The sequence below is a fragment of the Aeoliella straminimaris genome (genome assembly GCF_024054565.1).
GTDB classification, from domain to species: domain Bacteria; phylum Planctomycetota; class Planctomycetia; order Pirellulales; family Lacipirellulaceae; genus Aeoliella; species Aeoliella straminimaris.
This window is the reverse complement of record NZ_JAMXLR010000077.1, coordinates 261,050-284,625: the sequence shown is the minus strand read 5'-3', so window position 1 is coordinate 284,625 and position 23,576 is coordinate 261,050. Positions and strand designations below refer to the sequence as shown.

Below are 23,576 nucleotides of genomic sequence, written 5' to 3'. Positions count from 1 at the left end.
GGCTACCCGTTGTCCGCCGGGACCATGTGGACGTGCACGCTCACATCGCCCGCCACTCGGCCATTCGGCAAGACCGGCTTGATGGTGACCTGCTGCCGGGCGGTCTCGAACCCCGGGTACGAGACCGTCATGGTGTATTCACCCGGATCGCCAATCACGTTGGTTCGGCCACCTTGACTGCTGCTTTCCTGCACACTGCCAGAATCGCTCTTCAGGTCGATCGTGCAGCCATCAAGAACCAGGCCGTCGGGCGTGAAACACTGCACGACGATCATGCCCAAGTCTCTTGGTGGCGACTGGAAGTGTTCTTCGGTTAGCTCGAGCACGGTTTCCTCATCAGGTGCCACCGAGAACTCAGCGATGCGTGGCGGATTGCGGGTGCCGGCCGTGGCCAGGTAGTAGTCGCCCGCCGGCAATTTCTCGTAGCGAGTTTTGCCTTCCTCCCTTAGATCCACGGACGTATAGAACCGACCATCTGTACTCCATAAGTAGGGTGAGCGGATCTCCTCTTGGCTGCGTGCCTGCTCGTCCAAGCGGACTTCGAGTTTGCCCGTCGCTGCGGGCCATTCGATCGCGGCGCTTTGCTCGGGCTGGTCGGCGGTCACTTCCACCAGCTTTCGCAACGACAGATTGTCCCCCAATCGCCGGCACACCAATTCGTACTGCCCGGGTGGTACGCGATTGAACACAAAGGGATCAGTGAGTTCTTGGCGCGACTGCAGCACGCCCACATCATTGCCGAAGGGCCACCTGGGTCGGTACTCAATGAGCATCATGCGAATCTTCGCCAACTGATCCTCGGGAACTCCGGCAACCGGTACCGTGAGGGTGGCGGAGCGAATATCGATATCGCCAAGGATACTCGAAGCCGGTTCGCCGGGCACCACCATTACCTCGCCGGCACGTATCCAGTCGCCCCGTGTGCCAGGGGCGCGATAGTACAGCACTCGTTTGCCCGGCGCGGGGCCCCAGAAGGTGAAGTTGCCGTCGTCGTCCGTTTGGGCGTAGGCCACGCAGGTGCTGAAATTGGGATGGTCGCCGCCAAGCTGAACCCGTTCGTTCTGCAGCGGCTGGCCGTTGATCAGCAGTCGGCCAGTGGCTGCCTCAGGGCCACCGAGGTCGATTCGCGATATCTGACCATTGGTGGGAAGCACCCTCGTACGGACCACGCCCAACGAGTCCCACACCTTGGCTCGCTGCACTTCGCAAAGCATCTCCGGCAGGTGCTCTGCACGGTAATAGCCATCCTGGTCGGTCACCACGGTCGCCAGGCGGGCTGACTCGTTGTTGCTGCTTCCCAACTGCACGTACAGCGTCACGTTGGCTTCGGGTTTGCCACGTCCATCGTAGACGCGCCCCTCAACGGTGCCGCCAGCGTTGAGAACAATTGGGTCGACCTCCAGATCCGAGTCGCCAATGGTGATCGGTTCGGTAGCCATCGAGCAGAAATCGGGATGCTTCACCGTGAGAGTTTCTTCACCAGCGGGAAGGTGCGAAATCTCGAACTTACCCGCGATGGTTCGCACCGAACTGTCGGCCGTCGACGTTGCTCCTTGATTGATGCCGGTGGGAACATTGGAGTAAGTCGAGGTGGTAATAACGGCTCCGTCGACGGGGTTACCCTGCTGGTCGACGACCGTGCCGCGGAGGGTGACACCTTCATTAAGTTCCAGCCACACTGGCTTGCCATCGTAGTCGTCGGTGTTGATCGGTTCGCTCCTGGCGGGTGCCAGTCCGTCGGCATCGACCATGATCTGGTAGATGCCCGGCCCCACGACTTCCATGGAAAACAGCCCCAGCGGATCGTCCACCGTCTGCCAGCTCGAGTCCTGCACGTAGCCAGGACCACGCAAGTAGCGAACCTTCATCACCCGCACGCGAAAGTGCTGCAGTGGTTCCTTGGTATCGCCCCGAACCACACTGCCCGACAAGCGTGGTCGCCCGATGGACTTCAGCGTGACCTCCACTTCGTCGGTAGGTGCTTCAATGCCGTCGAGCCGTACTTGCTCGACCTCGGTCGAGTTGAACGTGAGCGTGTACCGCCCTGGTGGAAGCGGCGAGATGCGAAACTCGCGCTCGCCAACGCCGACCGAACCATTGCCGCTGTGCTTCCCATCCTCCGAGCTCGCGTGGATGCTGATATTCTCTTTTCGCGGCTGACCTTCCACTTTCACGACCCCCATAATGGCCACCATCGATTTGGGTGAGGGGATCGACAGATTCAGCTTCAGCGGCCCGTTTGGCGGTGGAAGCTTTGCATCGATCAGCGCAGTGTGCTGCCGGTACATGCCTTCGCCGGTTGGGATGCTGACATGCACGTCGTACTCCCCCGGCGTGACGTGCGGCAGCGTGAAGCCGCCCACGTTGTCGATAGCCTGCCCCATCGGCGAGCTGGTAAAGTTCCACCACTTGGGCATGGCGTTGACGGTCCACCCCACGGCCGGCTTGCCGTCCGAACATAGGGCGACGCCCGACACTTCAACGCCCGGCGACAAGACGATTTTTTCCTCGTACTTCTTTGCCGGATCGTCCAGCTTCATGATCAACTTGGCAAATGCATAGTCGTCGTGCATGGTGCCACAGAGGTACTGCTGCTCCGACGGCACGAGACCTCCCACGGTTGCCCATCCATCGTCATCGGTGCTGGCCGAATTGGCGTTAACAAATTGCTCGTTGCTCAGAGGGGCCACGTACAGACGCACGCGCGGCACTGGATTGCCCTGCTCGTCCACCACCTGGATGCGAGCCACGCACGCCGGCTCCAGTTCGAAATCACGCTTCATTCTGCTTAGCGGCGACAACTGCATCTCTGGCAGCTCACGCCAGTTGGTGAGACCCACCCACCTGGTCGACTCGATCTGCATCCGATAGGTGTCCATCTGGGCGACCGTCTCGAAGGCGTACCGTCCCTCGGCATCGGTCTTGGCCGTCTGGTAGTCCATCGAACCATCGGGCTTGCGAGTCTTGCCCATCAGGTTGAGAGTGGCATCGGTTACCGGCGCGCCCGACGGGTCCACAACCCTGCCCGACAGTACCGCTTCGACTCCAGGGTCCTGCTCGGTCTCTGTGGCGGGTTGGGCGAGCAAGCGGGTGCTGCCTGCCATTCCGCTAATGGCCACGACGACCACGATCGCCAGGCGATATTGCCACCGGGCGCCAGCGGGCGATGTGAGTCCGCGGCAAGAGGTTACCTGCTGCAGGTTATCGTTCATGCTTGCTTCTCCCAACGATGCGAAAACACCAAGGATTCGGCACGTGTCAGCTGCTAGACACCGACACCTGCCCCCGAAGTAAGCATAGCCGCACCTCGCGCAAGACCGCAAGCATGACACAGTCCCCCAGAGGGGCGAGATGGTCCATTCCCCTGAGGCGACATTCAGCGCACATGAAAAGCGGGCGGCCAACGGCGCTCGATGCGCGCCGCTGGCCGCCTTGATTCTCGCTGCTGCTATTCTGCTGGCTGGTACGACTTCAGGTACTCGGCCCGCTGCTCGCTGAACTCGCGAAGCGAGCCGTCGGCGCTGGTTGCCTGTTCGAACGCTTCGGTGCTGGTGAGCTTGCGGGTGTCTTGTTTCACCGCGTCGGCGATGAGCTCTCGATTGCGCTCAACCTTGGGGCCGAAGTGCGCCCAGTCGAGTTGTTGTTCGGCGATGCTGTCGATGTACTCGAGGTAGCGCTCGCGGTACTCGGGCACTTGCAGCAACCGACTGCGAAGCGGCATGCGATCGTTGTCGATGCCGACCAGCGGGTCGAGCTTCGGGCCACCACCGCCCGGCCCGCCGCCACGTCCTCCGAACCCGCCTGGTCCGCGACCAAAGCGACCTCGGCCACGGCGATCGCGCTCTTGCCCAGCGGGTGGTTCGCCCTGCCCTTCCGGTCCACGCCGCGGCGGACCACCAAACTGCAAGAAGGCACCGTCGCCGCCAGCGTCATCCGCAGGAGGTCGCCCACCAGGAGGGCCAAAGCCGGGAGGACCAAAGCCGGGTGGCCCGAACCCAGGGGGTCCATCCTCGGGACGACCTTCGCCGTCGGGACGATCGCCGCGCCCGAATCCCCGACCGCCAGGGGGACCAAAGCCGGGAGGTCCGCCGTGGCCGGCGATGAACGCTTCGTTCATGTCGTGCGGGATGGTGTGAAACACTCCCTCGCTATCGCGGAACAGGTAGTAGTCGCTAGCACGGGTCCAGTAGCCGTCGCTGTTCACCAGGGCGACGTCGTACGCCAGGAACCACAGCACCTCGTCGACATCGAGGATCGGCTCGATCTTCTTCGGCAACTTTTCGATGGGCGTCTCGTTCAGCACCTGGCAGAGCTCCACCAGCGAATTCCATTCCTTCTTGCCGTCGTCCGACTTCATCTCGAACCGCGACTTGTACCCGTCGAGGTCCTCGCCCAGGTATCGCAACCCGCCGTCGGCCCCGGGATTGCCCGGCACCTTCCACCGGGTGCCCTTCGACGTTTCGAAGTGCTCCTTGGTGAAGATCTTGTCCATCTGCTGCACGCTGGCATACACGCCCCAACTTTCGCCATTGATCACCACCTCGACAAAGTTGGCCTTCGGCGTCGGCACGTGTTCGTTGGCGAGGTCCGAGTACAGTACCGTGCTCATCAATGTCGAATCGCCGGAGCAGTTCAGCAGGTTTAGCGTCTTGTAGCCGTAGAGTCGTTGGTCCTCGTCCACCGTGTCGAGCGACAGGTTGAGCGAACGTTTGTAACCGGTGGGAACCATCATGTAAGACGACATACCGCGGAAGTGAACGCCCACGCCCGGGTAAGTTTTGCCATCCACCTTCAGCGTGGCGGGCACGTCGACGTCGGTGCCTTTGAACGCTTCGAGTTCCGACTCCCAATCGTCGGAGTCGAACTCCAGGAACAGCGTACGCAGCACGCCTGCGGCGTACAGCGGCTTGTCGGGGAACGTCTCGACCTGGTCGGGCGTCACCTTACGGCCGGGCTCGGCCGGTTCGCGATTGCCACCGCGACCAAAACCACCGCCACGACCGCCGCGCCGACGCTGACCATCGCCAGTGGCCATCGATTCGCGGGCCGCCTGGCGCTCCTCGGCGTTGAGCCAGCCGTTGTCGTCCTTGTCGAACTCGTCGACCAGTTCCCGGTCGCCGCGCGCTCCGCCCGGAGGACCAAAGCCACCGCCGAATCCTCCGCCTCCGAAACGCGGCGGGCCACCAAACATCTGCGCCAGCACCACGGGGGCAGCAACTAACAACGGTAACAAGTACAGCAGTTTTTGGAGCATCTTGTTCAACAGCCAATTCGGGTGGGGGAGACTTTCGGCAGCACGCGAAGCTAGCAAAGCAGCAGCCGTTCCGCATGGCCGATAGTGTATGCAACCACGCAACCGGCGTTGGGTACCGCTACGCCCAAAATTTCCTCCGCTGCAAACCGCGGCCCCTGCACACAACCGAACACACCCCGCGGGGTTGGACTCGCTGAGGTGCGTCGCAGCTGCTGCCGACTCCCACAACGCCAAGCGCTTAGCACGATCGCTTGGACGCATGGACAACTCGCTCGCACAGCGTCGACAATGCGCGCGACGAGTTCTGGATCCGCTAGAACTCCCAACTCACTACGGGGCAACAAGTTACCAAGCCGGGCATGTCGAAAGCTTCAAAGGTTCTGCCCCCCGGCGATTCAAAAATTCATTCAGTTGGTGGCCGGTCACTCCGCGAACGAGCGCGCCGGATATCGTCCGCAACCTGCAGCTTCAGAGATAGCTCGAAAGGCCCTCGGCGTGTCACGCCGAAGGCGATTACAAACCAAGGGGAAACTGCCCAGGAGGATGAAGCCGAAGCAGGTTAGGATGGGACGTTTGCTGCGGGAGCAATAACGCCTATACTCAGCACAAATCACAACCGTGGCTCGCCGATCACGTCATGGAGCACTTGAGTGCCACCTGGAGTATTCAGATGAAGAAAAAAGAGAAGGTCCCCACCTCATACGACGATTTGCCTTGGTACAGAAAGTCTGGGACCAATTCTTTTTTGATGTTAGTACACGTGTTGACCCTAGGAGCCATCCCGTTACTACTGATCACCTGTTTCGCTCTCGTTACAGGCAATATTTACTACGACAAAGCTGACGAACAGGGCCATCTTAAAGCGTGGAGCGGAGCGAATAGAGTAATCGCGTTTCTGTTGTTGCTTCCCCCGCTTTTGATAATTGGAGTCGTCGTGCTGACGATAGCTGGCCTCTAGGTGCAGTGTCATTGGTGCGGCAGAACAGCTATTCGCAACTACCGTTGGGCACATCAACTCCGCAGAAACCCGTCGACTCTAACCCGCGTCGGCGTGAAAATCCTGTGCAGCAAACGCTGGCCGCACATCCTACCCCGGTCACATCGACCTGCACAGCTCCAATAGGTCACGGCCGAGATGCACTGCAACTCGTGTCCCCGGACTTCGCCCGGGCGAGCTCTTTGTGATCGGTCTCTACAACAGCAGTCCGACATTCGCCAACGACCTTCGCAGTGCTGGTGCCACACTGGAAAGTGGCGGTGGGCTGTATCCCCCGTCGTTGGCACGACGTAGCAAAGCGGTGATTCAGTTAGTACAATGCCATGAGATCGAGCGGGGCCTGATGCAGGTCGATCGCGAGTATCTTGCCGGAATGCTGTATTCAACCAGGGGATCGTTCTAATGACTAAACAGCTTACAACCTTGCTTCTCGCCGCCGTTCAGGCGACTGTGTACGCACAAATGGCAACCATGGCGGTGGCAAACTCGCAACCGGGCCTCTCGATGGCCGCGAATGAGTCCGGTCTATTGCCCTCTTACGAATTGGCTTATCGACGTGATAGCGAACTGAGCCAGCATTCGTTCGGCCATGCCTTGTCGCGAATCGATGACGTGAACGGCGATGGTCGGGCCGACATGGTCGCGGGCGCCCCAACGGGTACTGCGGGTGACGACGCGGTGTACCTGCTGGCAGAAACGGGGGCCCAGCTAACGATCCTATCCCGGATTGATAGCACCTTGAGTACGTCCATGGGACGGTCCGTGGCCGGCCTTTCGGATGTCAACGGCGATGGCGTGCCCGACTTTGCAGCGGGCGTCCCGCGTTTCGACACGTTTATCGTGGCCGACGGCAGCGACCGGACGATAGGCGGAACGCAAGACACGCACCCGGGTGTGCTGGCGATTGAGTATGGCGGTAGCGACACGCACTACCTCGGCACGTTCCTCGCCGGGCTCAGCAATGGCCAGTTGCTCGAAGCCTCTCGGCCCAACGTTGGCGGCATCGGCAGCAACGTGTACTGGTACGAGCCCGATGGGACCGGCAGCATTCGCGTCAAAGCGGTACTCGAGGCGAGTTACCACTGGCGCAACGACCCCGCGATCCGCAACGTCGGCGACGTCATCGGCAACGACGGGATCGACGACTTTCTAGTCGCGACCGACGATGGTGTCCCCGAATCGCCTCCCCAACTCACCGGCTCATCGCGCGGCCGCGTCTCGCTGGTAAGCGGTGCCTCGTCGGCCACAGGCCACGTGTTGCTGGCCGACATCGAGACCCTGCACTTCGACGGCCCGGCGGAGGATGTGGTGCTCGGCGACTCTGGCGAGGGGCAGAATCCACTGGCGACCGCCGGTGATTTCACCGGCGACGGTGTGATGGACTACATCTTCACTGCGAACCGACCGAACGACTGGTCTGGCGCGGCTTACTTCTACGACGGAGCCACTCAGCAGATGCTCTGGGAACTACCACGGCCCGCCGATATCACCCATCTACGCGGAAATGTCGAGAATGTCGGTGACCTGGACGGCGATGGCCAGGTTGACATCGCGATCGCTGCAGGGATCGGATCGCAGGACTTGCTTATGTTCTACAGCCCAACGCGGCAGGCCTACCTCGGCCGCCTCTGGGGCGAGTCGCTAGATGACCAATTCGGCCGCGCCGTCGTTCCGCTTGGTGACCTGAACAACGACGGCCTGGGAGATTTCGCGGTCGGCGCTGCGATGGCGGACTTCGGCGGCGAGAACTCGGGTAGCATCTATGTTTACATGTCCGCGTCCGTACCCGAGCCTGCAACGTGCACACTGCTGTTGATCGCAGGCTGTCCACTGGTTCACTGGGCCCGACGCCTAGGCCGGCCCGTGTGAAGCGCGTCTGACCTACGTTGACTGAGGTTCTCGACCTCTGGCCAGATGCGAATTCTGTTCGCGTATCCGACTTCGGCCACATCGTCCTGCGCAGCTCCAACACCTCACGGCCAAGTGGCACGGCATCTCGTGTTCCCCGGGCTTCGCCCGGGCAAGCACCTTGCACTCGGTCCCCACACCACCAACCACCCTTGTTCGGCGCGCTCTTCAAGCCTCTGGCCGACAGCGCGGGCGATCGTCGCGAAGAACTTCTCTGGGAGCCGCTTCCTCGCTTGGCAGCACGCGCCAGCCTCGACTCCACAAGCGCTTTGTTCACGGGCAACGAGATGAGCCACCCAACGCGCGACGGCTGCTCGGTGGGAATGGTCTTCGCTCAGAACCTGGCCTGGGAAGCCCTACAGCAACAGCACGAACGCCAGGTTCAACCAATCGGGGCCAATAAATGCCAATTGTGCCGGGAGCGGTTCCCCGCTGCACTATCTGGAAAATCTCGGCTAATAGACGGTTAACTTATTGATTATAATCGACCGTGGAGGACTTGTCTCGCGCGTTGCTTGCGCGCCATCCATTGACAACCGATATTCAGGCTTTTCAAAGGCGGGTGTCAAAATGCAGTACAAATTGTTTGCCGACAATCCAGTGAAGGGGATGGTAGAAAGTAGTTGGTCGGTGCACTTGCCGTCCACCATTGGCCGGGACCCCAATAACGACATTTTTATCAACCACGATTCGATCAGCCGCTACCATTGCGAACTGAATCTCGACGGCGAGGGTTCACTTGTGGTTCACGATCTGAATTCGATGAATGGCACGTACTTGAACGATGAAAAAGTGAGCCGGTCCGTGCTGATGACCGGCGACCGGCTGCAGTTGGGGGGCATCATTCTTCGGGTGGAATATATCTCGGACACCGATTTTGGCAAGCCGAAACCCAAACCGAAACCGTCCATTCGCGAAGTCAACGAAACCGTGCCGATGAGAACCAAAGATTTACCGCGCCGCAATCCATCACCGCCGCAGAAGAAGTGGTGGCAGCTTTGGTAGGCGACCGCGTGAATGGAGTCTGCTAACCTGCAACGGATAGGGCACCGACAGCAGTTTCACGCGTCACGAACGCGCCGCGATTGCATCATCCTCGCGAAGTTGGGCATCGAGCGAACTTGCAGCGACGTAAAGCCTCGGACCAGAACGTCTGAGGCGTCGGCTCAGCTAGTTGTTCGACCTCTGTTCTTGTTGCGATATCTACAACATCAAAAGAAACTTCTACTCTTCCGCACCCAGTTCTTTGCTGTTAAACACCTCAGCAAGCGAAACGCCAGTTTCCGCTTCAATATGTGATACCAGTTCACCGGAAAGGGCTATCCTCCCTGACATCCACCCCGTCGTCAAAGCTGCGTACAGAGACTCGGGCCTAGGGAGCCACGTCGTTTGGCCGTCTGAGTAATGTCTGTTCCAAATTGCGTCAGCAAGCGATTTCAACGAATAGCCACGTTCGGAAATCGCTTTCCGAAATAGCTTTGCTTCTTCGTCGCAAAGCGGCATGAAGTAATCCTCTTCCATAACATCACGTCTTTCTTTATGTCATGGGGAGATATCAGTGACAGCTCATGACACCTTGTTGGGAAGAAACCCTAATCTCCACCTACTGAAAGTTCAGCAGCGCTTTGCCGCATACTCAGCGTGGGTTGCACCCTCGATCTTGATTCTGAGTCGAACCCTCAAGGTAACCGGGCGGCGGACCAGAAGGAACGCATCCGAATCAGCAAAATCCTTGTCAACAGTTTAACGCTTGAATCGCCGGATAAGTTGCCGCTCCAACTCCCGGCTGAAATCAACAGTCCGAATGCGCTAACAACCAACAAGCCGAGCGCGGACGGCTCAGGAATCTGGTTCGGCCCAAAAGCAATGTCGGCCGTGATCAGATCCGCTGAGCGGGCCTGGGGCTAAGCGCATCCCCTGCAGGATCAATTACGCAAAAATTGGTAATTGTGGAAAAAGTCCGTAATACTGGGGTCTAGCACACGCTCAACTCATCTAGTGGCAGGCTTCTCTTTCCCATGTGACCGATCACGGTGCCGAATCAGCACGACAACACGGCGAATCTTCTCAACCAGTACCGGGACTACCTTGCCTTGCTGGGGCGGCTCCAACTGGACCCGATGTTGCAAGCGAAGGTCGATGTGTCCGGTGTCGTCCAGGCGACCATGCTTGAAGCTTGCGAATCGGATTGGGCCTCCTTTGAAGATCAGGAAAAACTGCCCTGGCTGAGACGGGTATTCTCCAACAACTTGATAGATGAAATTCGTAGGTTCCGAACCGAGGCGCGGGACGTGCGACGCGAGCGACCGCTGTCTCACCGGGTGGAACAGTCCGCCTCACGGCTACAGGTGTGGCTGAAGAGCGATACCCCTTCGCCAAGTCAGCGGGCCGTCCAGGCCGAGGACGAACTCCAGTTGGCGGGAGCACTCGCCTCGCTCCCTGATGCCCAACGGGAAGCGATCGAGTTACACCATCTGAAGGGAGTTCCTTTGGAAGACGTCAGCCGAATCATGCAGCGTACGAAGGGAGCCGTGGCAGCGTTGATCTTTCGTGGGACAACGCAACTTCGCCAAATCATGCAACCCAGCTGAATCGGACTTATTGCAGTCTCGTTGGACTCTCACGAATTGCAGGTATGAACCATTCATGAACACCCTACTTCCTGTTCAGGCGAAGCGTTCGATCAGTTTGCTCTGCGCAGCCATAGCACTTGCCTGCTGTGGTTGTCCGCCCGCGCCTCCCTCGCAAGAGGAGCAGCGTCAAAGTGCGACGTCTCGCTGGATCACCGTGGAATCCAACAGCCGGGACGAAGAGTCCAACCCAATTCTTGATCAGGACGACTTGAACAGAATCGTAAACGCGCTGCCCACAATCTCAACCTTTGTCGTTGAACGCGTGAAATCGGGAAAGATCGAGACGGAACATAATGTGGCGGAAGCCACCGTCTGCGGAACGAGACCGGAGTATTTTCAACTGCTCAAAGAGGTTGCCCGGGTCGAACTGCAGCAGGGACGCTTCTTCGATACCATCGAAGCCGCGGAGGGCGCCAGAATTGTCGTCCTGAGCGGCAGTCTTGCGAAAAAGCTGTTCGACGAGGCTGACCCGATCGATCGCAAGGTGATTCTCGAACGTCAGGAGCTAACCGTCGTCGGTGTAGTGAGTGACGGCGTTCCATGGGGGACCGCCGTTACGCGCGATGCGTACGTCCCGTTGGGGCTGTTTGGTCCCGGAGCGGACCAGAGCGCGCCGGTACCTTACGATCGTTTTCGATTTCATGTGAAAACCCTTGACCAAGTGGAGAACACACAAGCGATCATCAGAAACATCATTGAACGACACCATCCGGATCAAGATATTCGCGTGCATTCGAGCTTGTCGCGGCACTAACGGTTGCCATCGGACTTCGATCCAGGAGGACTATTGTGCTTGCTCAGGTGGATAGCGTCATGTCGCTCTTAACATTCCTGCTGTGGGCTGGAAGGCTTCCGCTTAGGTTTTGAATTCGTACTCAGCCTTTGGGAGGACTCTGGATCGCATTCACTCACATAAACCAGTAGGTCTCCCAAAGAACCTTCGACGAAAATGTCTGGACTACTAATCAGAGCAATGGTGTTGTTGGTACTTGCAGTCGGTACGTTTGCGGTCTCTGGTATCATAGGCTGGAAACTTTCGCTTGTCGTACTGATTGTATGTTCGATTACGGCTGAGGTTTGCCTGCAACGTTAAGCAGTCGGGGCTCGGGCCTTCGCTAGATCCGCGGCATCATTATCGAGGAACTTGGCACTGGTGGATTGGTCGTCCAGAAAACGGCCGCCCAAACATCTCTATCTCCTCCCCATGTGGTCTTCCCATGTCAGCTGCTATAAATTGCAGAAACCAAGCCGATCGCGTACTGCTCTTTGCAGTCGTCTTCGGCCATTCGTGGCTTGGTGCACCTCGGACTCGTTGCCACCGATCCCCACGCCACTAGCCCGAGGGTCACTGTGGAGTTGCTGAGTTCTTGACGGCCTGCTCAAAGCGAGGCCAGAAGCTGGTCGACGCAAAGTGCTGTTCGGCGCCTTCTGCCTGCTCTTTCGAGTCGTGCCTGGCATCGATCTGGATCCAGCCGATTGTTGCCAGGTGTTGATCCGCCGAGTGGGCAATCCGAAGCTCCTGTTCCCCCGTGCTGGGGTCGAGCTTATACGCCCTATAGCTGGAGCCCTCCTCCGTCAGCTTCCAGCCTCTGCTACTCGTGCTTTCAGCGACTGACTTCCAGAAGGCGTCCGAATCGAGGTGATCGTAGGTTGCTGTATAGATGACGCAGTCGACGTCAAGATTGCCATACACGCCATTCACGTCATCGGCACCGTCCAGCAGAAAGCCTGTAGGATTCTCCTTGGCGAGCAGCTTCTCTTGCGTAGGAACGTACGACGACACATCGCAGCCGACAAGGACCAATAAGCCGAGACCTATCAAACATCGCATTGGCAGGCACTTCATCGCCGATTCACCTCCTCAATTGAACGATGCAAATCTCCGCTTCCAGCGGTCTCGTGGCGGGGCCGGTGCCACCCCGCGGCGGCGGCTCACCACCATCGAGCCCTGGGTGACTTCACTCTCGCTGGGTCGCGTCGCGTTTGGCTTTTAGCAAGCGTTCTGTGTAGCTCTCGGGTGGTGGATCGCTCGACTCGTCGGTGGAAAGCGTTGTGGCGGGGGTGGTCGTTGGTGGAACGGGGGGCGCGGGTGCTTGAAACTGCTCGACCGGCGGTGCATCTATTTCCTCGGCCGCTGCGCGGCGGCTGGCGAGTTCTTCGCGGAGCCTCTGCTTGCGACTTTGCAGGCGCGTGATCGTGGCGGGGCTGTCGTTCGTATTGCGGCGTCCCAGCAGGCTGCCGGCCTTGTCACTGGCCAGGCCAAACAGTGCGGCCAGGTCGAATCGCACGCGGCGAACGCCAACGTCGCCCACGAACAAACAGGCGGCCGCCATGACAAGCCATGGCCAGATGGAGTCGACGGCCGTGGCCTGGCGAAGATCGCGACGGAACGGGTTCGACGCCCCGGAGGCCAACTGCTCGGCGGTCTGATCGAGGTTGCCAGGGGTCGCGCCCCCGACGAGTTGCCCCGCCACGCCGCCCCGCGGTTCGAGCCCGGCAATCGTTTCCAGCAGCGGCAGATTCATCTCGCGAGCACGGTACTCGGGGGAGTAACCTACGCTCACGCCTGTCCGCAGGGTCGGCCCGCCCTGCGGCGCCACCGCGACAATGTAGGTGCCGGACTGGCGAGAATCGAACCGCCCGACATAGCGACCGGGCGCGACCTGTTCGACCACCAGCGGCATGGGCTCGGAATCGGGCCCCACGACGGTGCCGCTCATGCCGGTGGTTTGATGGACGTAGTTATCCTCGTTGTCCAAGGCATCGATCACCACCGTGGTCACGCCATCGTCGGTGGTGGTGGCCAGCGTGTAGTTTCGGACCCCATCGGTGGGACGCATGGTTGAGCGAACCATCTTGGTGAAGAAGGCGTCGTAACCTTCCCAACCGGTCCACGAGTTGGTCCACCGCTGCCCGGCATCGCTAGTGAACGCCACGACGCGTCCCAGGCCGTAGTTCCAGGTGGCCAGCAGAGTACTGTTCTCGGGGTTGGGAGGCACTGGCGAGCGGAGTACCACCTCGACCAGCGAGCTGTCCTTCAGCGTGGTCATCACGAAGCCGCGGATGGGCGGAAAACCCTCGCTCAATCCGGCCAGAATCGGATGGTCGCTCGCCACCACGGGAGTTTGCGGCGGTTTCAGGTCGCGCACCAACGGACGCGACACCCGCCGCGCCTCGCGCATGAAGATGCGCGGCACTGCCTTCGGGCTGCGGACCGCATAGAAGCGGCCTCCGCCGGCTCCAGCAATGTTAGTGAGCAGCGGAATCTGGGCGTCGCCGCCAATGGCCACGGCGCTGACCGTGATCTTGGCCTGCTTCGCACGCTGCAAGAGTTCGTCGAATGGACGATTGGGCGTTTGGCCATCGGTCAGGACGATGATGTGCTTCACCGCGGCTTCGGCCTTCTCCAGGTCGGCGATGACTTGGGCGAATGCCGGATACATGTCGGTACCGCCGCCGGCCGACAGCCTTTGAATGGCCGCGCTCACGCGGTCGCCATTGTCGACCTGCCGCAGCCGGGCGATCGGCACGGCCGTCGAGTCGAATGCCACGACGCTTACCATGTCGCGTTTGCCCAGCGAACGCACAGCGGCGATGGCGGCCGCCTTGCTGAGCTGGATTTTCTCGCCGTCCATCGACCCCGAACGATCGATTACCAGCCCCAGTGCGCCCACCGGCACCACTCGCGCGTCCTTGATCTGGCAATCGACGGGCAGGGCCTTCTCCAGTTCGCTGCTGGCCCAACCGCCGGCGCCGTAGCTGTTGGGGCCACCGACGACCACCAATCCGCAGCCAAGGCTTTCGGTGTTCTCCACCAACATACGAAGCTGGGCGTCGGAGAACGCCACGACCTCGTCGCCCGCACCGCCACTGGCCAGCGGCACGTCGGCCAACACCACGCAGTCGAACCGCTGCAACTCGGCCAGCGAACTGAACAGCATGGTGGTATCGATTAGCTCGACCTCCAGCCCGCCCCGCCGCAGGGCGTCGACCAGACGATCGTGGGCGCCGCGTTCCTCGGCGTTCTCGATCACGAGCACCTGCCCCGAACCGACAATCTGCGTGAAGGCAGTCGCCCGATTGTTTCGCGCAGTGCCGTCGGCGCGAGGATCGGCGGGCGAGTACTGCGCCTCGTACGTAAAGAAACCCGAGCGACCGAGTTCGTCGTTAACGGCCAACACGGTCTTCCCTGGCGGCAATTCGACGCTTTGTTCGGCCACAATTTCCTCTCGTCCAAACGCCTGGCGCACAATGCGCACCGTGCCGGCAGCAGGCCGATCGTCGGATTGGATGTCGGCGCGAAGTACCGCGCGGATTTCGAAGGGCTCGCCATCGCGGACCACGGCGGGCAGCATCAATTTTTCGACGGCCACTTCAATCTGTTGCGGCAGCGGTACCGGCACCACGTCGATACTAATGCCAGCATCGGCCAGCACTTTGGCCTCGGCCACGGCGTCGCCCAGGTTCTCGTTGCCATCGGTCACCAGCACCACGCGCCCGGCCGTGTCGCCGGGAAACATACCGCGGGCGTGGGCGAGGGCCGCCTCGAGATCGCTGTACTCGGGATCGACCAGCGATTGGATTCTCCCCAGCACCGGCATCGCGTCGAGCGGCGGGATCTCCATCTCCGGCTGGCGGCCAAAGACCATCACGCCTACGCGGTTGGATCCCTCGCTCTGGCGATGGGCTTCGATGGACGCGTTCACAAAGTCGACCATGGCCTCGCGCTGATCGTCCGGAATGCTGTGCGACTGATCCAGCAGGTACAGCACCGTCAGCTGGTTGTTGGTGCGCATGACCTGGGTATCGGCCAGCGCCAGCACCACCAAGGCGAACACTCCGCTGCGGGCGGCGACGGCCGCCATCCACTGCCCGCCATGCAGTCCGCTGAAGCCACCGCGGCCGATCCACCAGAACACCGGCAGCAGCGTGAAGAGCCACAAGTAATGAGTATTGTCGAAGTGCAGCCAGACTGAGTTCATCGGACGAATTCCTTGTCTTAGACGATTTCTACTAATGTGCATTAAAACACGTTATCCACCGCCGGGCCAGCAAGAAACGTCGCGATGCCAGCTGTGTGCAGTTGAGCAGGAGGATTGCCGCCGAGTAGAATGCTAGACACCTGACTCGACTCCGGCCCCATGAGGATCTACCACCATGCGAAGCGTACTGTGTGCTGCCCTGTTTCTGACATTGGCCAATTGCGCTCATGGCGACGAGGCGGAGCAAGCGTGGCTCGGCCTGGTGGACCAGAAGTACCACAACTCGCAGGCGTTCAAGCTGCCCACCTACAATCCCGAGTTGCCGTCGGTGTTCATCTATGGCGACTCGATATCGATGGGCTACCAGCGATACGTGCAGCAAGGCCTCGAGGGCAAAGCTAACGTCTACCGAATTTACACCAACGGTGGCGACAGTTCGACACTGATTCCGAAATTGAAGAAGCTGCAGCAGACCATGGCACCGTTTATCGCCGACGAGCGCTGGCCGGCAACTTGGGACGTGATTCACGTGAATGTCGGCCTGCACGACTTGAAGTACGCCAAGGACGGCAAGCTAGTGAACGAAGGTGGCACGCAGGTGCACTCGAGCGACGAGTATCAACAGCACCTGGCCGCGGCACTGGACTACCTGCAGGAGCTGGCCCCGCAGGCCAAGATTATTTTCGCTACGACCACGCCGGTGCCGGAGAACTCCTTCGGCCGCACCGCCGGCGACGCGGCCCGATACAACCAGGCGGCCCGCGAAGTACTGCAGCGGTATCCCCAGGTGGGCGTGAACGACCTGTACGAGTTCACCAAGCCCCGCCAAAGCGAGTGGTGGACCTCGCCAGGCAACGTGCACTTCACCGCCAAGGGGCAAAAGGCACAAGGCAAGCAGGTTGCCGAAGTGATCGAAAAGGCCTTAAAGGATCGCCGCCACGAAACCTGATTTCCTCGCCGCGGAACCTGGCAAGAATCCGCAGTGGTGAACGAAGTCTGCATGGTGACAACTCCCACTACGTGAACCCGCTTGCCAGGGAATTTTCATGCTCGACTTCCTCGCCGAGACCGTCTTCCAGCCCGCAATGGGCGTTCTTCAGGGCGTGGCGGGGCTGATGTGGCCATCAAAGGATGCGGAGGTACTGCGGCTGCAGCGTTGGTGCCTGGCATGCCTCGTCGGCTTCCTCTCGGCTACCGCGCTGACGGTAGTAGCTCTCAGTCTTGCCTGGTGGATGCTGGCCCTGCCGCCGGCCGTGGTGGCGTTCGTCCTGGGGCTGGCGTGCGGTAAGCTCGGGGCGCGGATTGAAAAGAAATGCAGCGATTGAGCGCCCAAACGACTGAGCTCACGCGAGGGCTTCGCCGCGAGACGGGAGACAAAATCTGAGCCTGACATGCGACCGCACCGCAAACTATACTATGTTGCCCCCGTCGGCAGCTCGTCAGCCAGGAATTGCCCTGCATTTACGACTGTGCTCCACTTCGTCGGCTAACCTCCAACGCTCCTTGGTCCCCCCTGCTCCGCCGCTGTGAGTCTGATTGTCCAGTTCGGTCCGCTGTTGGCAGCCATGCTGGTGCTGCTGGTCGGATCGGCGTTTTTCTCCTCCAGCGAGGCGGCGCTCTTCTACCTGACTCGCGACGACCGTGAACGGTTCGTGCATGGCAATCGGGCGCAAAAGCGGGTGGTGCATCTGCTGTCGACTCCCGAGCGGCTGCTGACCAGCATCCTGTTCTGGAACCTGGTGATCAACGTGGGTTACTTCTCCATCGCCTCGCGGATTGGCCTGGCGCTGGAGCGAGATGGCCATGCCAGCGCGGCGGCCGGTTTCACCGTTGGCGCACTGCTGACCATCATCTTGTGCAGCGAAATGCTGCCCAAGAATCTGGCGGTACTGTGGCCCCGCTGGCTGTCGACGGCCGTTAGTCTGCCGCTATCCGCATCGATTTGGGCGCTGATGCCCGTGCTACCCACGCTGCAGGCCATCAACCGCATTTCGCTGCGGACGCTACTGCCCAACTTCGAGCGCGAGGCGTACCTCGAACTCCGCGACATCGAACGAGCCATCTCGCTCAGCACGCCCGACAAGACCATGGCGCATCATGAAGAATTGGTGCTTCACCAGATTGTGTCGCTGTCGGAGATGGAAGCCGAAGAGCTGATGCGGCCGCGGCTGGGGCTTACCTTTTACCACGCGCCGGTGTCGATGAACGACCTCCGCGAAAATCCCCCCAACTGTGATTATCTGCTGGTCGCCGAGCCCGATAGTGAAGAATTCGATCGGGCGATGCCGCTATCGCAGCTGTCGGGGGTGACGACCAACCGCCTGGAGACTGAGTGCGAGCGCGTGCCGTACGTTCCCTGGTGCGCCACGGGCGCGGCGACCTTGGACGTGCTGAGCAACAGCCGCGGCGGTTTGGCCGTGGTGATCAACGAACTGGGCGAAACCATTGGCATCGTTACCTTGGACGACGTGATGCACGCCTTGTTCGCGAACCCGACGATTCGTGTCACGTCGCGTTCGGCCGCGCAATCCATCGAGCCACTTCCCGATAGCACATTTGAACTCAACGGGGCGATCACGCTACGGCGACTTGCCAAGCAGTTGAATCTCGAACTGCCGACCGCCAAGAGTGTCACCGTGGCCGGCATGCTGCAGGAGAACCTGCAGCGGTTGCCGCAACCGGGCGACGAAGTGCTGTGGGGCAACTGCCGGTTTTTGGTAACCGACTCGCCCCGCCCCGGCGTGTTGACAGCGACGGTCGAGAAACTGCCCGAACAACGTCGCACCGATGATGTACCACCGAACGGAGGTGGCATATGACCGTGGCCATCGTCCTGTTTGTGGTCGGCATGATGCTCAGCGCGTTCTTCAGCGGGTCGGAGACGGGCTTCTATCGCCTGAACCGCGCACGGCTACTGATCAACGCGCTGGACGGCGACTGGATCAGCCGAGGGCTGTTGTGGGCGGCCAACAATCCGTCGGTGTTCGTCGCCACGGCGCTGGTGGGCAACAACGTGGCTAACTACGTGGTGTCGGCCTCGATCGTGATGATTGCCGACGCCGGGTTTAGCGGCTGGGCGCGGGCCGACATGGTGTTGCCGCTGTTGCTTACCCCAGTCATCTTCATCTACGGCGAGCTGGTCCCCAAAAACGTGTTCCTGGCCGCCCCGAATCGCATGCTCCGCCACTGCGGCATCCCCTTCGGCATGGCGGGCCTGCTGTTTGCGCCGGTCAGCTTCATCCTGTGGCTGTTCAACAAGCTGCTGGAAACGGTCGGCCGCAAGTCGCCTGAACCCTGGCAGATGGTGCTTGCCCGTCGCGAGCTGGGCGAATTGCTCGACGAAGGTCAGGCCGTGGGACTTTTGAAGCCCACGCAACAGGCGATTGCCCAAGCCACGATTTCGCTTGGCGCGCAGTCGATCGCCGGCTTCGTGGAACCCGCTTCGCGATTCCCGCGGATCACCGAGGACACTCCGCCCGACGAAGTGGTAACCATCGCCCGCCGCACCGGCCAGACCCTGCTGCCGGTGGAAGACACTCACCGAGGTAAACGTATCGCGGGCTCGTATGTCCGAGTGAGCGATTGCATCCTGGCGCAGGGCCCACAGCTTCCCACCCGCGTAATGCCGGAAGTGAAAGAGCGAATGCCGTACCTGTCGACGCTGTCCCACATGCTGGCCGTCGATGCCCCCATCGCCCGGGTCGTGAATCGCAAACAACAGACCGTGGGCTACGTCACCCTGGCGCGACTGCAACTGGCGCTGTTGGCGGAGTAAGTTTGGCCCTCTACGACCAGCATGGTATGATTGAGGAAAAGGATTCCGCCATGACTTCACTCTCCCCTCAAAACGAAGAACTTCTCCGCAAACTAGTAGCAACGGGTCGCTTCCAATCGGAAGACGCCGCCCTCGGGGAAGCCATTCGTCTGCTTGTTGAGCAATCAGAGGACACAGCAGCATCTGGAGTGCTCCCCCCGATGGAATGGGTCAAGGAGTTTGACCGCATCACGGCCTCGCGCACCGCAGGGAACCCTCATATGGACGATAGCCGCGAATCGATCTATGGCGACCGCGGGCTATGAACGTCCTGCTGGATACCAACATTCTGACGCGTTGGGTAAACCCTCAGGACAGAATGCACACCACGGCAGTTCAAGCACTAAAGGCTATCCGTTTGGCGGGACATGTGTGCGTATTGGTACCTCAGAATATTTTCGAGTTCTGGGCCGTGGCTACACGTCCACTCCAGGCCAATGGACTTGGGCTTTCCACCGAAGAGTCTGTGCTGGAAGTCGATCGCCTCGCACTTCCTCTGTTCAAGATCCTGCTCGATGAGCGTGGGATTCTTGCACAATGGAGAAAACTGGTGGAGGATCATCAGGTCCAGGGCAAGCCCACGCACGACGCCCGCCTCGTCGCTGCCATGCTACGTCATCGCATCACTCATCTGCTGACGTTCAACACGGGCGACTTCACCCGCTACACCGAGATAACTATCGTACACCCGGACGATGTCGTGAGCGGTATGGCACTTGGTCCGACAGGTCCGTAAGTGCTTGCGAATAGAATCATCGCATTCGCAGTCGGAGCCTTACCCCACCAGCGCTAGATTATCCCGATGCACCACTTCGGTATACGGGCAATGACCCAACAGCTCGGCAATGCGGTCGGCTTGCTGGCCAGCGATCTTCAGCAGCTCGGCCGAGGTGTAGTTCGTCAGGCCGCGGGCGATTTCGCGGCCGCTGGAATCTTCGATCACCACGGCGTCGCCCTTGTTGAATTCGCCCACTACTTGCGTCACGCCCACGGCCAGCAGGCTGCTGCCGCGCTGGCACACCGCACGAGCCGCGCCGGCGTCGACCACTAACCGTCCGTGGCAGCGAGCGGCCGCACTGATCCAACGCTTCCGCGAGTTGGTCGAACCATCTGCGCCGACGACCAGAGTGCCGATTTCGTGCCCGGCCAGTATATCGAGCAGCACGTTGGGACGCCGGCCGCTGGCGATCACCACGCTGTCGCCCGCCGCCGTAACCAACCGAGCCGCTTCAAGTTTGCTGTGCATGCCGCCAATGCTGAGCTGCGGCCCCGTCTGGTGCGGTGCGACGTCCGGTCGCACCAATCCATCGGCCGCGGTGCCGGTTAGGTCGATCTCGGGGATCACCACCTTCTCGTCGGCGGTCGAAGCATCGAGGTCGTACACCCCCTGCACGTCCGACAGTAGCACCAACAGCGGCGCGCGAAGCAGATTGGTCACCATGGCCGCCAGGCGGTCGTTGTCGCCGAAGCTGCGCTGCAGTTCGTCCACCCGGACCGCATCGTTCTCGTTGACAATCGGCACCGCCCCCAGTCGGAACAGGGCGAACAGCGTGTTGCGCACATTCAGATACCGCGAACGGTCGTTGAAGTCGTCGGCCGTCAGCAGCACTTGGGCGGCGTGACGACCATGTTTTTCGAGGGCGCGGTTGTAGGCCTCGATCAAACAGCTCTGCCCCACGCTGGCCACCGCCTGCAACTCCGACAAGTCGCTGGGACGCGTTTCGAGCCGCAACCGACCAATGCCCGCCCCCACCGCACCAGAGCTCACCAGCAACACCCGTCGCCCGCTACCGGTGATCTGCGCCAGTTGATCGGCCAACCCCGCCACACGATCCAGGTCGAGCGCACCGGTCGAACCGGTCAGCACGCGGGTGCCAACTTTCACCACCAGGGTGTCGGCAGCTTCAGCGATCGATCGACGGGTGGACATGCGGGAACGGTGGGGGAGTAGGTGAGTAGGTATGATACGGGGCTCATCGGGTGGCTCGTAGCGCCGTGGGATACGGACGCTCCGTGCCGCGGACCTCGCGAGAACCAATGAGGCTCTACTCGGCGGGTTGCAGCACTTGCAGGGAAATGCCGGTAAGCACTTCGCTCATCGCGTTGCGGAACTCTTCCATGTGCGGCGCCGCCAGATGGGCTTCGAGCGCGGCGATGCTCTCCCACTTCTCGACCACCATCAGCACGTCGGGACGCAGCGGTTCCTGGGCGCCCAGGGATGTCTCGATGTCGACGGCTGTGGCGTACTCGATACAGCCCTGTTCGGCATGGACCTTAGGGGCCAGTTCTTTGAATGCGGCGATCAACTCGTCGCGTTTACCCGGAACGGTGGAGAGGGCGGCAAGCACGTGTATCAAGGGAAACCTCCTGAACAATAGCGGGGGTGAAGGCAAGTGGGGACGACTTCCTACGGCGCGGGAATGACCTGCCGGTTATGGATCGTCCACCGTCAGCGTGGTCGCAGAAGTCGATCGCTGACCGCTTCCTGCTGCACGAACAATTAGAGCAGATGGCGGCCGCGGTTCAACGGGTGCCTGCCCCGTGGGCGCGAGCGGTAGCCATCTTGCGATAGAGCTTGCCACTAAGGGTATCGATCACGTGCACAAACCCTTCGGCGTCTGCGGCCAACAGCCAGTTGTCGCCGTTCGCAAAGGCGATGGTCGAGACGTACCGGGCTCCCGCATACGCGAACAGCGGCGCATCGGCCTCCAGGTCCCACACCTGCACACCATCCTCGCCGGAGGAAGCAAGGCGACTGCCTGTCGAGTCCAGGGCCACATGGAATACCCGACCTTGGTGACCAGATAGCACGTGTTGCGGTCGCCCATTGGCCAGGTCCCAGATTCGGACCGTGCCATCGTAACTGGCCGAGGCCAGCACCCCCTGCTGTGCATCGAGCGCCAGCGACATTACATCGCCGGTATGGTCGGCAAGAGTCCGCAGCCGCTCGCCGGAGTCGGGGCGCCACCACCCAATCGTTTCGTCGCGACTGCCGGTCAACACCTCACCCGACACACCAGCGACCGTCAGGCAAGGAATCTGTTCGTCGTGCATGCCAACGACTTCGGCGGCGTATGCGGGATCGTTCAAGTTCCAACTTCGCAGAGTCATGTCGTCGCCGGCCGAGTAGAGCTCCGCGCCGTCGGGCGAGAAACCGAGCGCATGGACATCGTCGTCATGACCGGCGAGCTCGGCAAGCTGCTGGTGCGTCTGGATGTCCCACACGCGAATCATGTTGTCGCCACCTCCCGTTACGAGCCGCTTGCCATCGGGGTGATAGGCCGCGGCGAATGTCCACGTCTTGTGGGCAGCAATGATATCGGGGTCGGTCAAATTGTGGATCGACCACCAGCGGAGCGTTCCATCGCCGCTACCGGTGACAAACTGCGTGCCATCGAAACTCACGGCCAGCGACATGATGGCGTGCCGGTAGATGGTGGTCTTGGCCAGCCCCGACGCCACGGGATCAGGCTTGTCGAGCTTCACTTCCACGTGCGGCAGGGCTTTGGCGATTCGCTCCACCGCTTGGGCCGACAGATCGGTCTGGTACAGGTACAGTCGCTGGAGCCGAGGGAGGCCGTAGAACTGCTGCGCCACTTCGTCGGTGATCGGCAACTCGACCAGGTCGAGTTCCTCCATGCCGCGGACGTAGCGCAGATGGGCCAGCAGCTCGATGAGCTTTGCGTCGTCGATGTCGGGATTGCGGAGGTAAACCCGCTCGACTTTTCCGTCGGCTTCGCCGGCAATCCGCCCGCCCACTTCGCGAATAGCGGCCATCGCCCGATCGTGGCGGTAGTTACGATAGAAGTGCAAACTGCCCCAGCCGATACCGACCGACAGCAGCGTGAAGAGGATGAACAGTGTCCGCGTACCGAACCGGAAACGTGGCCACCTGAAACGAAAACGCCGGACTGGCTGCTGCTCCACGCCCCCTCCCCCCCAAAGAACTCCATCGAGTCCAATTACAGTTCGAGCAGGCAGGCCTGGA

Annotated in this window: 20 protein-coding genes; 11 read left to right on the top strand and 9 right to left on the bottom strand. The window is 60.8% G+C overall.

Annotated features, from left to right (window positions below):
* Positions 1-2 precede the first annotated feature (2 nt).
* From NG895_RS23470 to NG895_RS23460, 3 genes are all read right to left on the bottom strand, one after another.
* Complete coding sequence (locus NG895_RS23470; RefSeq protein ID WP_252854980.1) at positions 3-3,212, bottom strand: carboxypeptidase regulatory-like domain-containing protein; 3,210 nt, start codon at positions 3,210-3,212, stop codon at positions 3-5.
* Between the two features lie 236 nt (positions 3,213-3,448).
* Entirely contained in the window at positions 3,449-5,254 is a 1,806-nt protein-coding gene (locus tag NG895_RS23465) for a CotH kinase family protein (RefSeq protein WP_252854979.1), read from the bottom strand.
* Positions 5,255-6,041: 787 nt separating this feature from the next.
* Positions 6,042-6,224 (bottom strand): hypothetical protein, encoded by a 183-nt coding sequence (locus NG895_RS23460; protein WP_252854978.1) that lies wholly within the window; start codon positions 6,222-6,224, stop codon positions 6,042-6,044.
* A gap of 211 nt (positions 6,225-6,435) precedes the next feature.
* On the opposite strand from NG895_RS23460, the gene NG895_RS23455 reads away from it, so the two are divergent.
* From NG895_RS23455 to NG895_RS23445, 3 genes are all read left to right on the top strand, one after another.
* Positions 6,436-6,654, top strand: a complete 219-nt coding sequence (locus NG895_RS23455; protein ID WP_252854977.1) for a hypothetical protein — start codon at positions 6,436-6,438, stop codon at positions 6,652-6,654.
* The gene (locus NG895_RS23450; RefSeq protein WP_252854976.1) at positions 6,654-8,120 is read left to right on the top strand and encodes a VCBS repeat-containing protein; all 1,467 of its coding nucleotides are present in this window, start codon (positions 6,654-6,656) and stop codon (positions 8,118-8,120) included. Before NG895_RS23455 ends, NG895_RS23450 begins: the two co-directional genes overlap by 1 nt.
* 513 nt (positions 8,121-8,633) lie before the next feature.
* Positions 8,634-9,164 (top strand): FHA domain-containing protein, encoded by a 531-nt coding sequence (locus NG895_RS23445; RefSeq protein WP_252854975.1) that lies wholly within the window; start codon positions 8,634-8,636, stop codon positions 9,162-9,164.
* A gap of 219 nt (positions 9,165-9,383) precedes the next feature.
* On the opposite strand, the gene NG895_RS23440 is transcribed toward NG895_RS23445, so the two are convergent.
* Positions 9,384-9,680: a hypothetical protein gene (locus tag NG895_RS23440; RefSeq protein ID WP_252854974.1), complete on the bottom strand. Its 297-nt coding sequence runs from the start codon at positions 9,678-9,680 to the stop codon at positions 9,384-9,386.
* Positions 9,681-10,192: 512 nt separating this feature from the next.
* Between NG895_RS23440 and NG895_RS23435 the strand changes: the two genes are divergently transcribed.
* Both NG895_RS23435 and NG895_RS23430 read left to right on the top strand, forming a co-directional pair.
* Positions 10,193-10,750 (top strand): sigma-70 family RNA polymerase sigma factor, encoded by a 558-nt coding sequence (locus NG895_RS23435; protein WP_252854973.1) that lies wholly within the window; start codon positions 10,193-10,195, stop codon positions 10,748-10,750.
* A 55-nt stretch (positions 10,751-10,805) separates the two neighbouring features.
* Positions 10,806-11,546 carry an ABC transporter permease gene (locus NG895_RS23430; RefSeq protein ID WP_252854972.1) on the top strand — a complete coding sequence of 247 codons (741 nt, stop codon included), beginning with the start codon at positions 10,806-10,808 and terminating at the stop codon, positions 11,544-11,546.
* 591 nt (positions 11,547-12,137) lie between these two features.
* On the opposite strand, the gene NG895_RS23425 is transcribed toward NG895_RS23430, so the two are convergent.
* Positions 12,138-12,638 (bottom strand): hypothetical protein, encoded by a 501-nt coding sequence (locus tag NG895_RS23425; RefSeq protein ID WP_252854971.1) that lies wholly within the window; start codon positions 12,636-12,638, stop codon positions 12,138-12,140.
* Positions 12,639-12,750: 112 nt separating this feature from the next.
* Positions 12,751-15,774, bottom strand: a complete 3,024-nt coding sequence (locus NG895_RS23420; RefSeq protein ID WP_252854970.1) for a VWA domain-containing protein — start codon at positions 15,772-15,774, stop codon at positions 12,751-12,753.
* A gap of 175 nt (positions 15,775-15,949) precedes the next feature.
* On the opposite strand from NG895_RS23420, the gene NG895_RS23415 reads away from it, so the two are divergent.
* From NG895_RS23415 to NG895_RS23390, 6 genes are all read left to right on the top strand, one after another.
* Entirely contained in the window at positions 15,950-16,723 is a 774-nt protein-coding gene (locus NG895_RS23415) for an SGNH/GDSL hydrolase family protein (RefSeq protein ID WP_252854969.1), read from the top strand.
* A 97-nt stretch (positions 16,724-16,820) separates the two neighbouring features.
* Positions 16,821-17,099: a hypothetical protein gene (locus NG895_RS23410; protein ID WP_252854968.1), complete on the top strand. Its 279-nt coding sequence runs from the start codon at positions 16,821-16,823 to the stop codon at positions 17,097-17,099.
* 201 nt (positions 17,100-17,300) lie between these two features.
* The gene (locus tag NG895_RS23405; protein ID WP_252854967.1) at positions 17,301-18,593 is read left to right on the top strand and encodes a CNNM domain-containing protein; all 1,293 of its coding nucleotides are present in this window, start codon (positions 17,301-17,303) and stop codon (positions 18,591-18,593) included.
* On the top strand, positions 18,590-19,549 hold the full coding sequence (locus tag NG895_RS23400) for a CNNM domain-containing protein (RefSeq protein ID WP_252854966.1): 960 nt from the start codon (positions 18,590-18,592) through the stop codon (positions 19,547-19,549). Before NG895_RS23405 ends, NG895_RS23400 begins: the two co-directional genes overlap by 4 nt.
* Before the next feature lie 50 nt (positions 19,550-19,599).
* Entirely contained in the window at positions 19,600-19,854 is a 255-nt protein-coding gene (locus NG895_RS23395; protein ID WP_252854965.1) for a ribbon-helix-helix domain-containing protein, read from the top strand.
* Positions 19,851-20,324 (top strand): type II toxin-antitoxin system VapC family toxin, encoded by a 474-nt coding sequence (locus tag NG895_RS23390; protein ID WP_252854964.1) that lies wholly within the window; start codon positions 19,851-19,853, stop codon positions 20,322-20,324. The genes NG895_RS23395 and NG895_RS23390 overlap by 4 nt, the downstream gene beginning before the upstream one ends.
* Before the next feature lie 39 nt (positions 20,325-20,363).
* On the opposite strand, the gene proB is transcribed toward NG895_RS23390, so the two are convergent.
* The 3 genes from proB to NG895_RS23375 form a co-directional block, all read right to left on the bottom strand.
* The gene (proB, locus tag NG895_RS23385) at positions 20,364-21,518 is read right to left on the bottom strand and encodes a glutamate 5-kinase (RefSeq protein ID WP_252854963.1); all 1,155 of its coding nucleotides are present in this window, start codon (positions 21,516-21,518) and stop codon (positions 20,364-20,366) included.
* Positions 21,519-21,633: 115 nt separating this feature from the next.
* Positions 21,634-21,936, bottom strand: coding sequence for a putative quinol monooxygenase (locus NG895_RS23380; RefSeq protein ID WP_252855016.1), 303 nt, complete (start codon positions 21,934-21,936; stop codon positions 21,634-21,636).
* Between the two features lie 175 nt (positions 21,937-22,111).
* Positions 22,112-23,515: a WD40 repeat domain-containing protein gene (locus tag NG895_RS23375; protein WP_252854962.1), complete on the bottom strand. Its 1,404-nt coding sequence runs from the start codon at positions 23,513-23,515 to the stop codon at positions 22,112-22,114.
* Between the last annotated feature and the right edge of the window lie 61 nt (positions 23,516-23,576).

Excerpts from the sequence above, each read along its gene's own strand:
- proB (WP_252854963.1), bottom strand. The coding sequence starts at position 21,518 with ATGTCCACCCGTCGATCGATCGCTGAAGCTGCCGACACCCTGGTGGTG.
- NG895_RS23415 (WP_252854969.1), top strand. The coding sequence starts at position 15,950 with ATGCGAAGCGTACTGTGTGCTGCCCTGTTTCTGACATTGGCCAATTGC.
- NG895_RS23420 (WP_252854970.1), bottom strand. The coding sequence starts at position 15,774 with ATGAACTCAGTCTGGCTGCACTTCGACAATACTCATTACTTGTGGCTC.
- NG895_RS23400 (WP_252854966.1), top strand. The coding sequence starts at position 18,590 with ATGACCGTGGCCATCGTCCTGTTTGTGGTCGGCATGATGCTCAGCGCG.
- NG895_RS23465 (WP_252854979.1), bottom strand. The coding sequence starts at position 5,254 with ATGCTCCAAAAACTGCTGTACTTGTTACCGTTGTTAGTTGCTGCCCCC.
- NG895_RS23460 (WP_252854978.1), bottom strand. The coding sequence starts at position 6,224 with ATGACACTGCACCTAGAGGCCAGCTATCGTCAGCACGACGACTCCAAT.
- NG895_RS23390 (WP_252854964.1), top strand. The coding sequence starts at position 19,851 with ATGAACGTCCTGCTGGATACCAACATTCTGACGCGTTGGGTAAACCCT.
- NG895_RS23430 (WP_252854972.1), top strand. The coding sequence starts at position 10,806 with ATGAACACCCTACTTCCTGTTCAGGCGAAGCGTTCGATCAGTTTGCTC.
- NG895_RS23470 (WP_252854980.1), bottom strand. The coding sequence starts at position 3,212 with ATGAACGATAACCTGCAGCAGGTAACCTCTTGCCGCGGACTCACATCG.
- NG895_RS23450 (WP_252854976.1), top strand. The coding sequence starts at position 6,654 with ATGACTAAACAGCTTACAACCTTGCTTCTCGCCGCCGTTCAGGCGACT.
- NG895_RS23395 (WP_252854965.1), top strand. The coding sequence starts at position 19,600 with ATGACTTCACTCTCCCCTCAAAACGAAGAACTTCTCCGCAAACTAGTA.
- NG895_RS23440 (WP_252854974.1), bottom strand. The coding sequence starts at position 9,680 with ATGGAAGAGGATTACTTCATGCCGCTTTGCGACGAAGAAGCAAAGCTA.
- NG895_RS23425 (WP_252854971.1), bottom strand. The coding sequence starts at position 12,638 with ATGAAGTGCCTGCCAATGCGATGTTTGATAGGTCTCGGCTTATTGGTC.
- NG895_RS23410 (WP_252854968.1), top strand. The coding sequence starts at position 16,821 with ATGCTCGACTTCCTCGCCGAGACCGTCTTCCAGCCCGCAATGGGCGTT.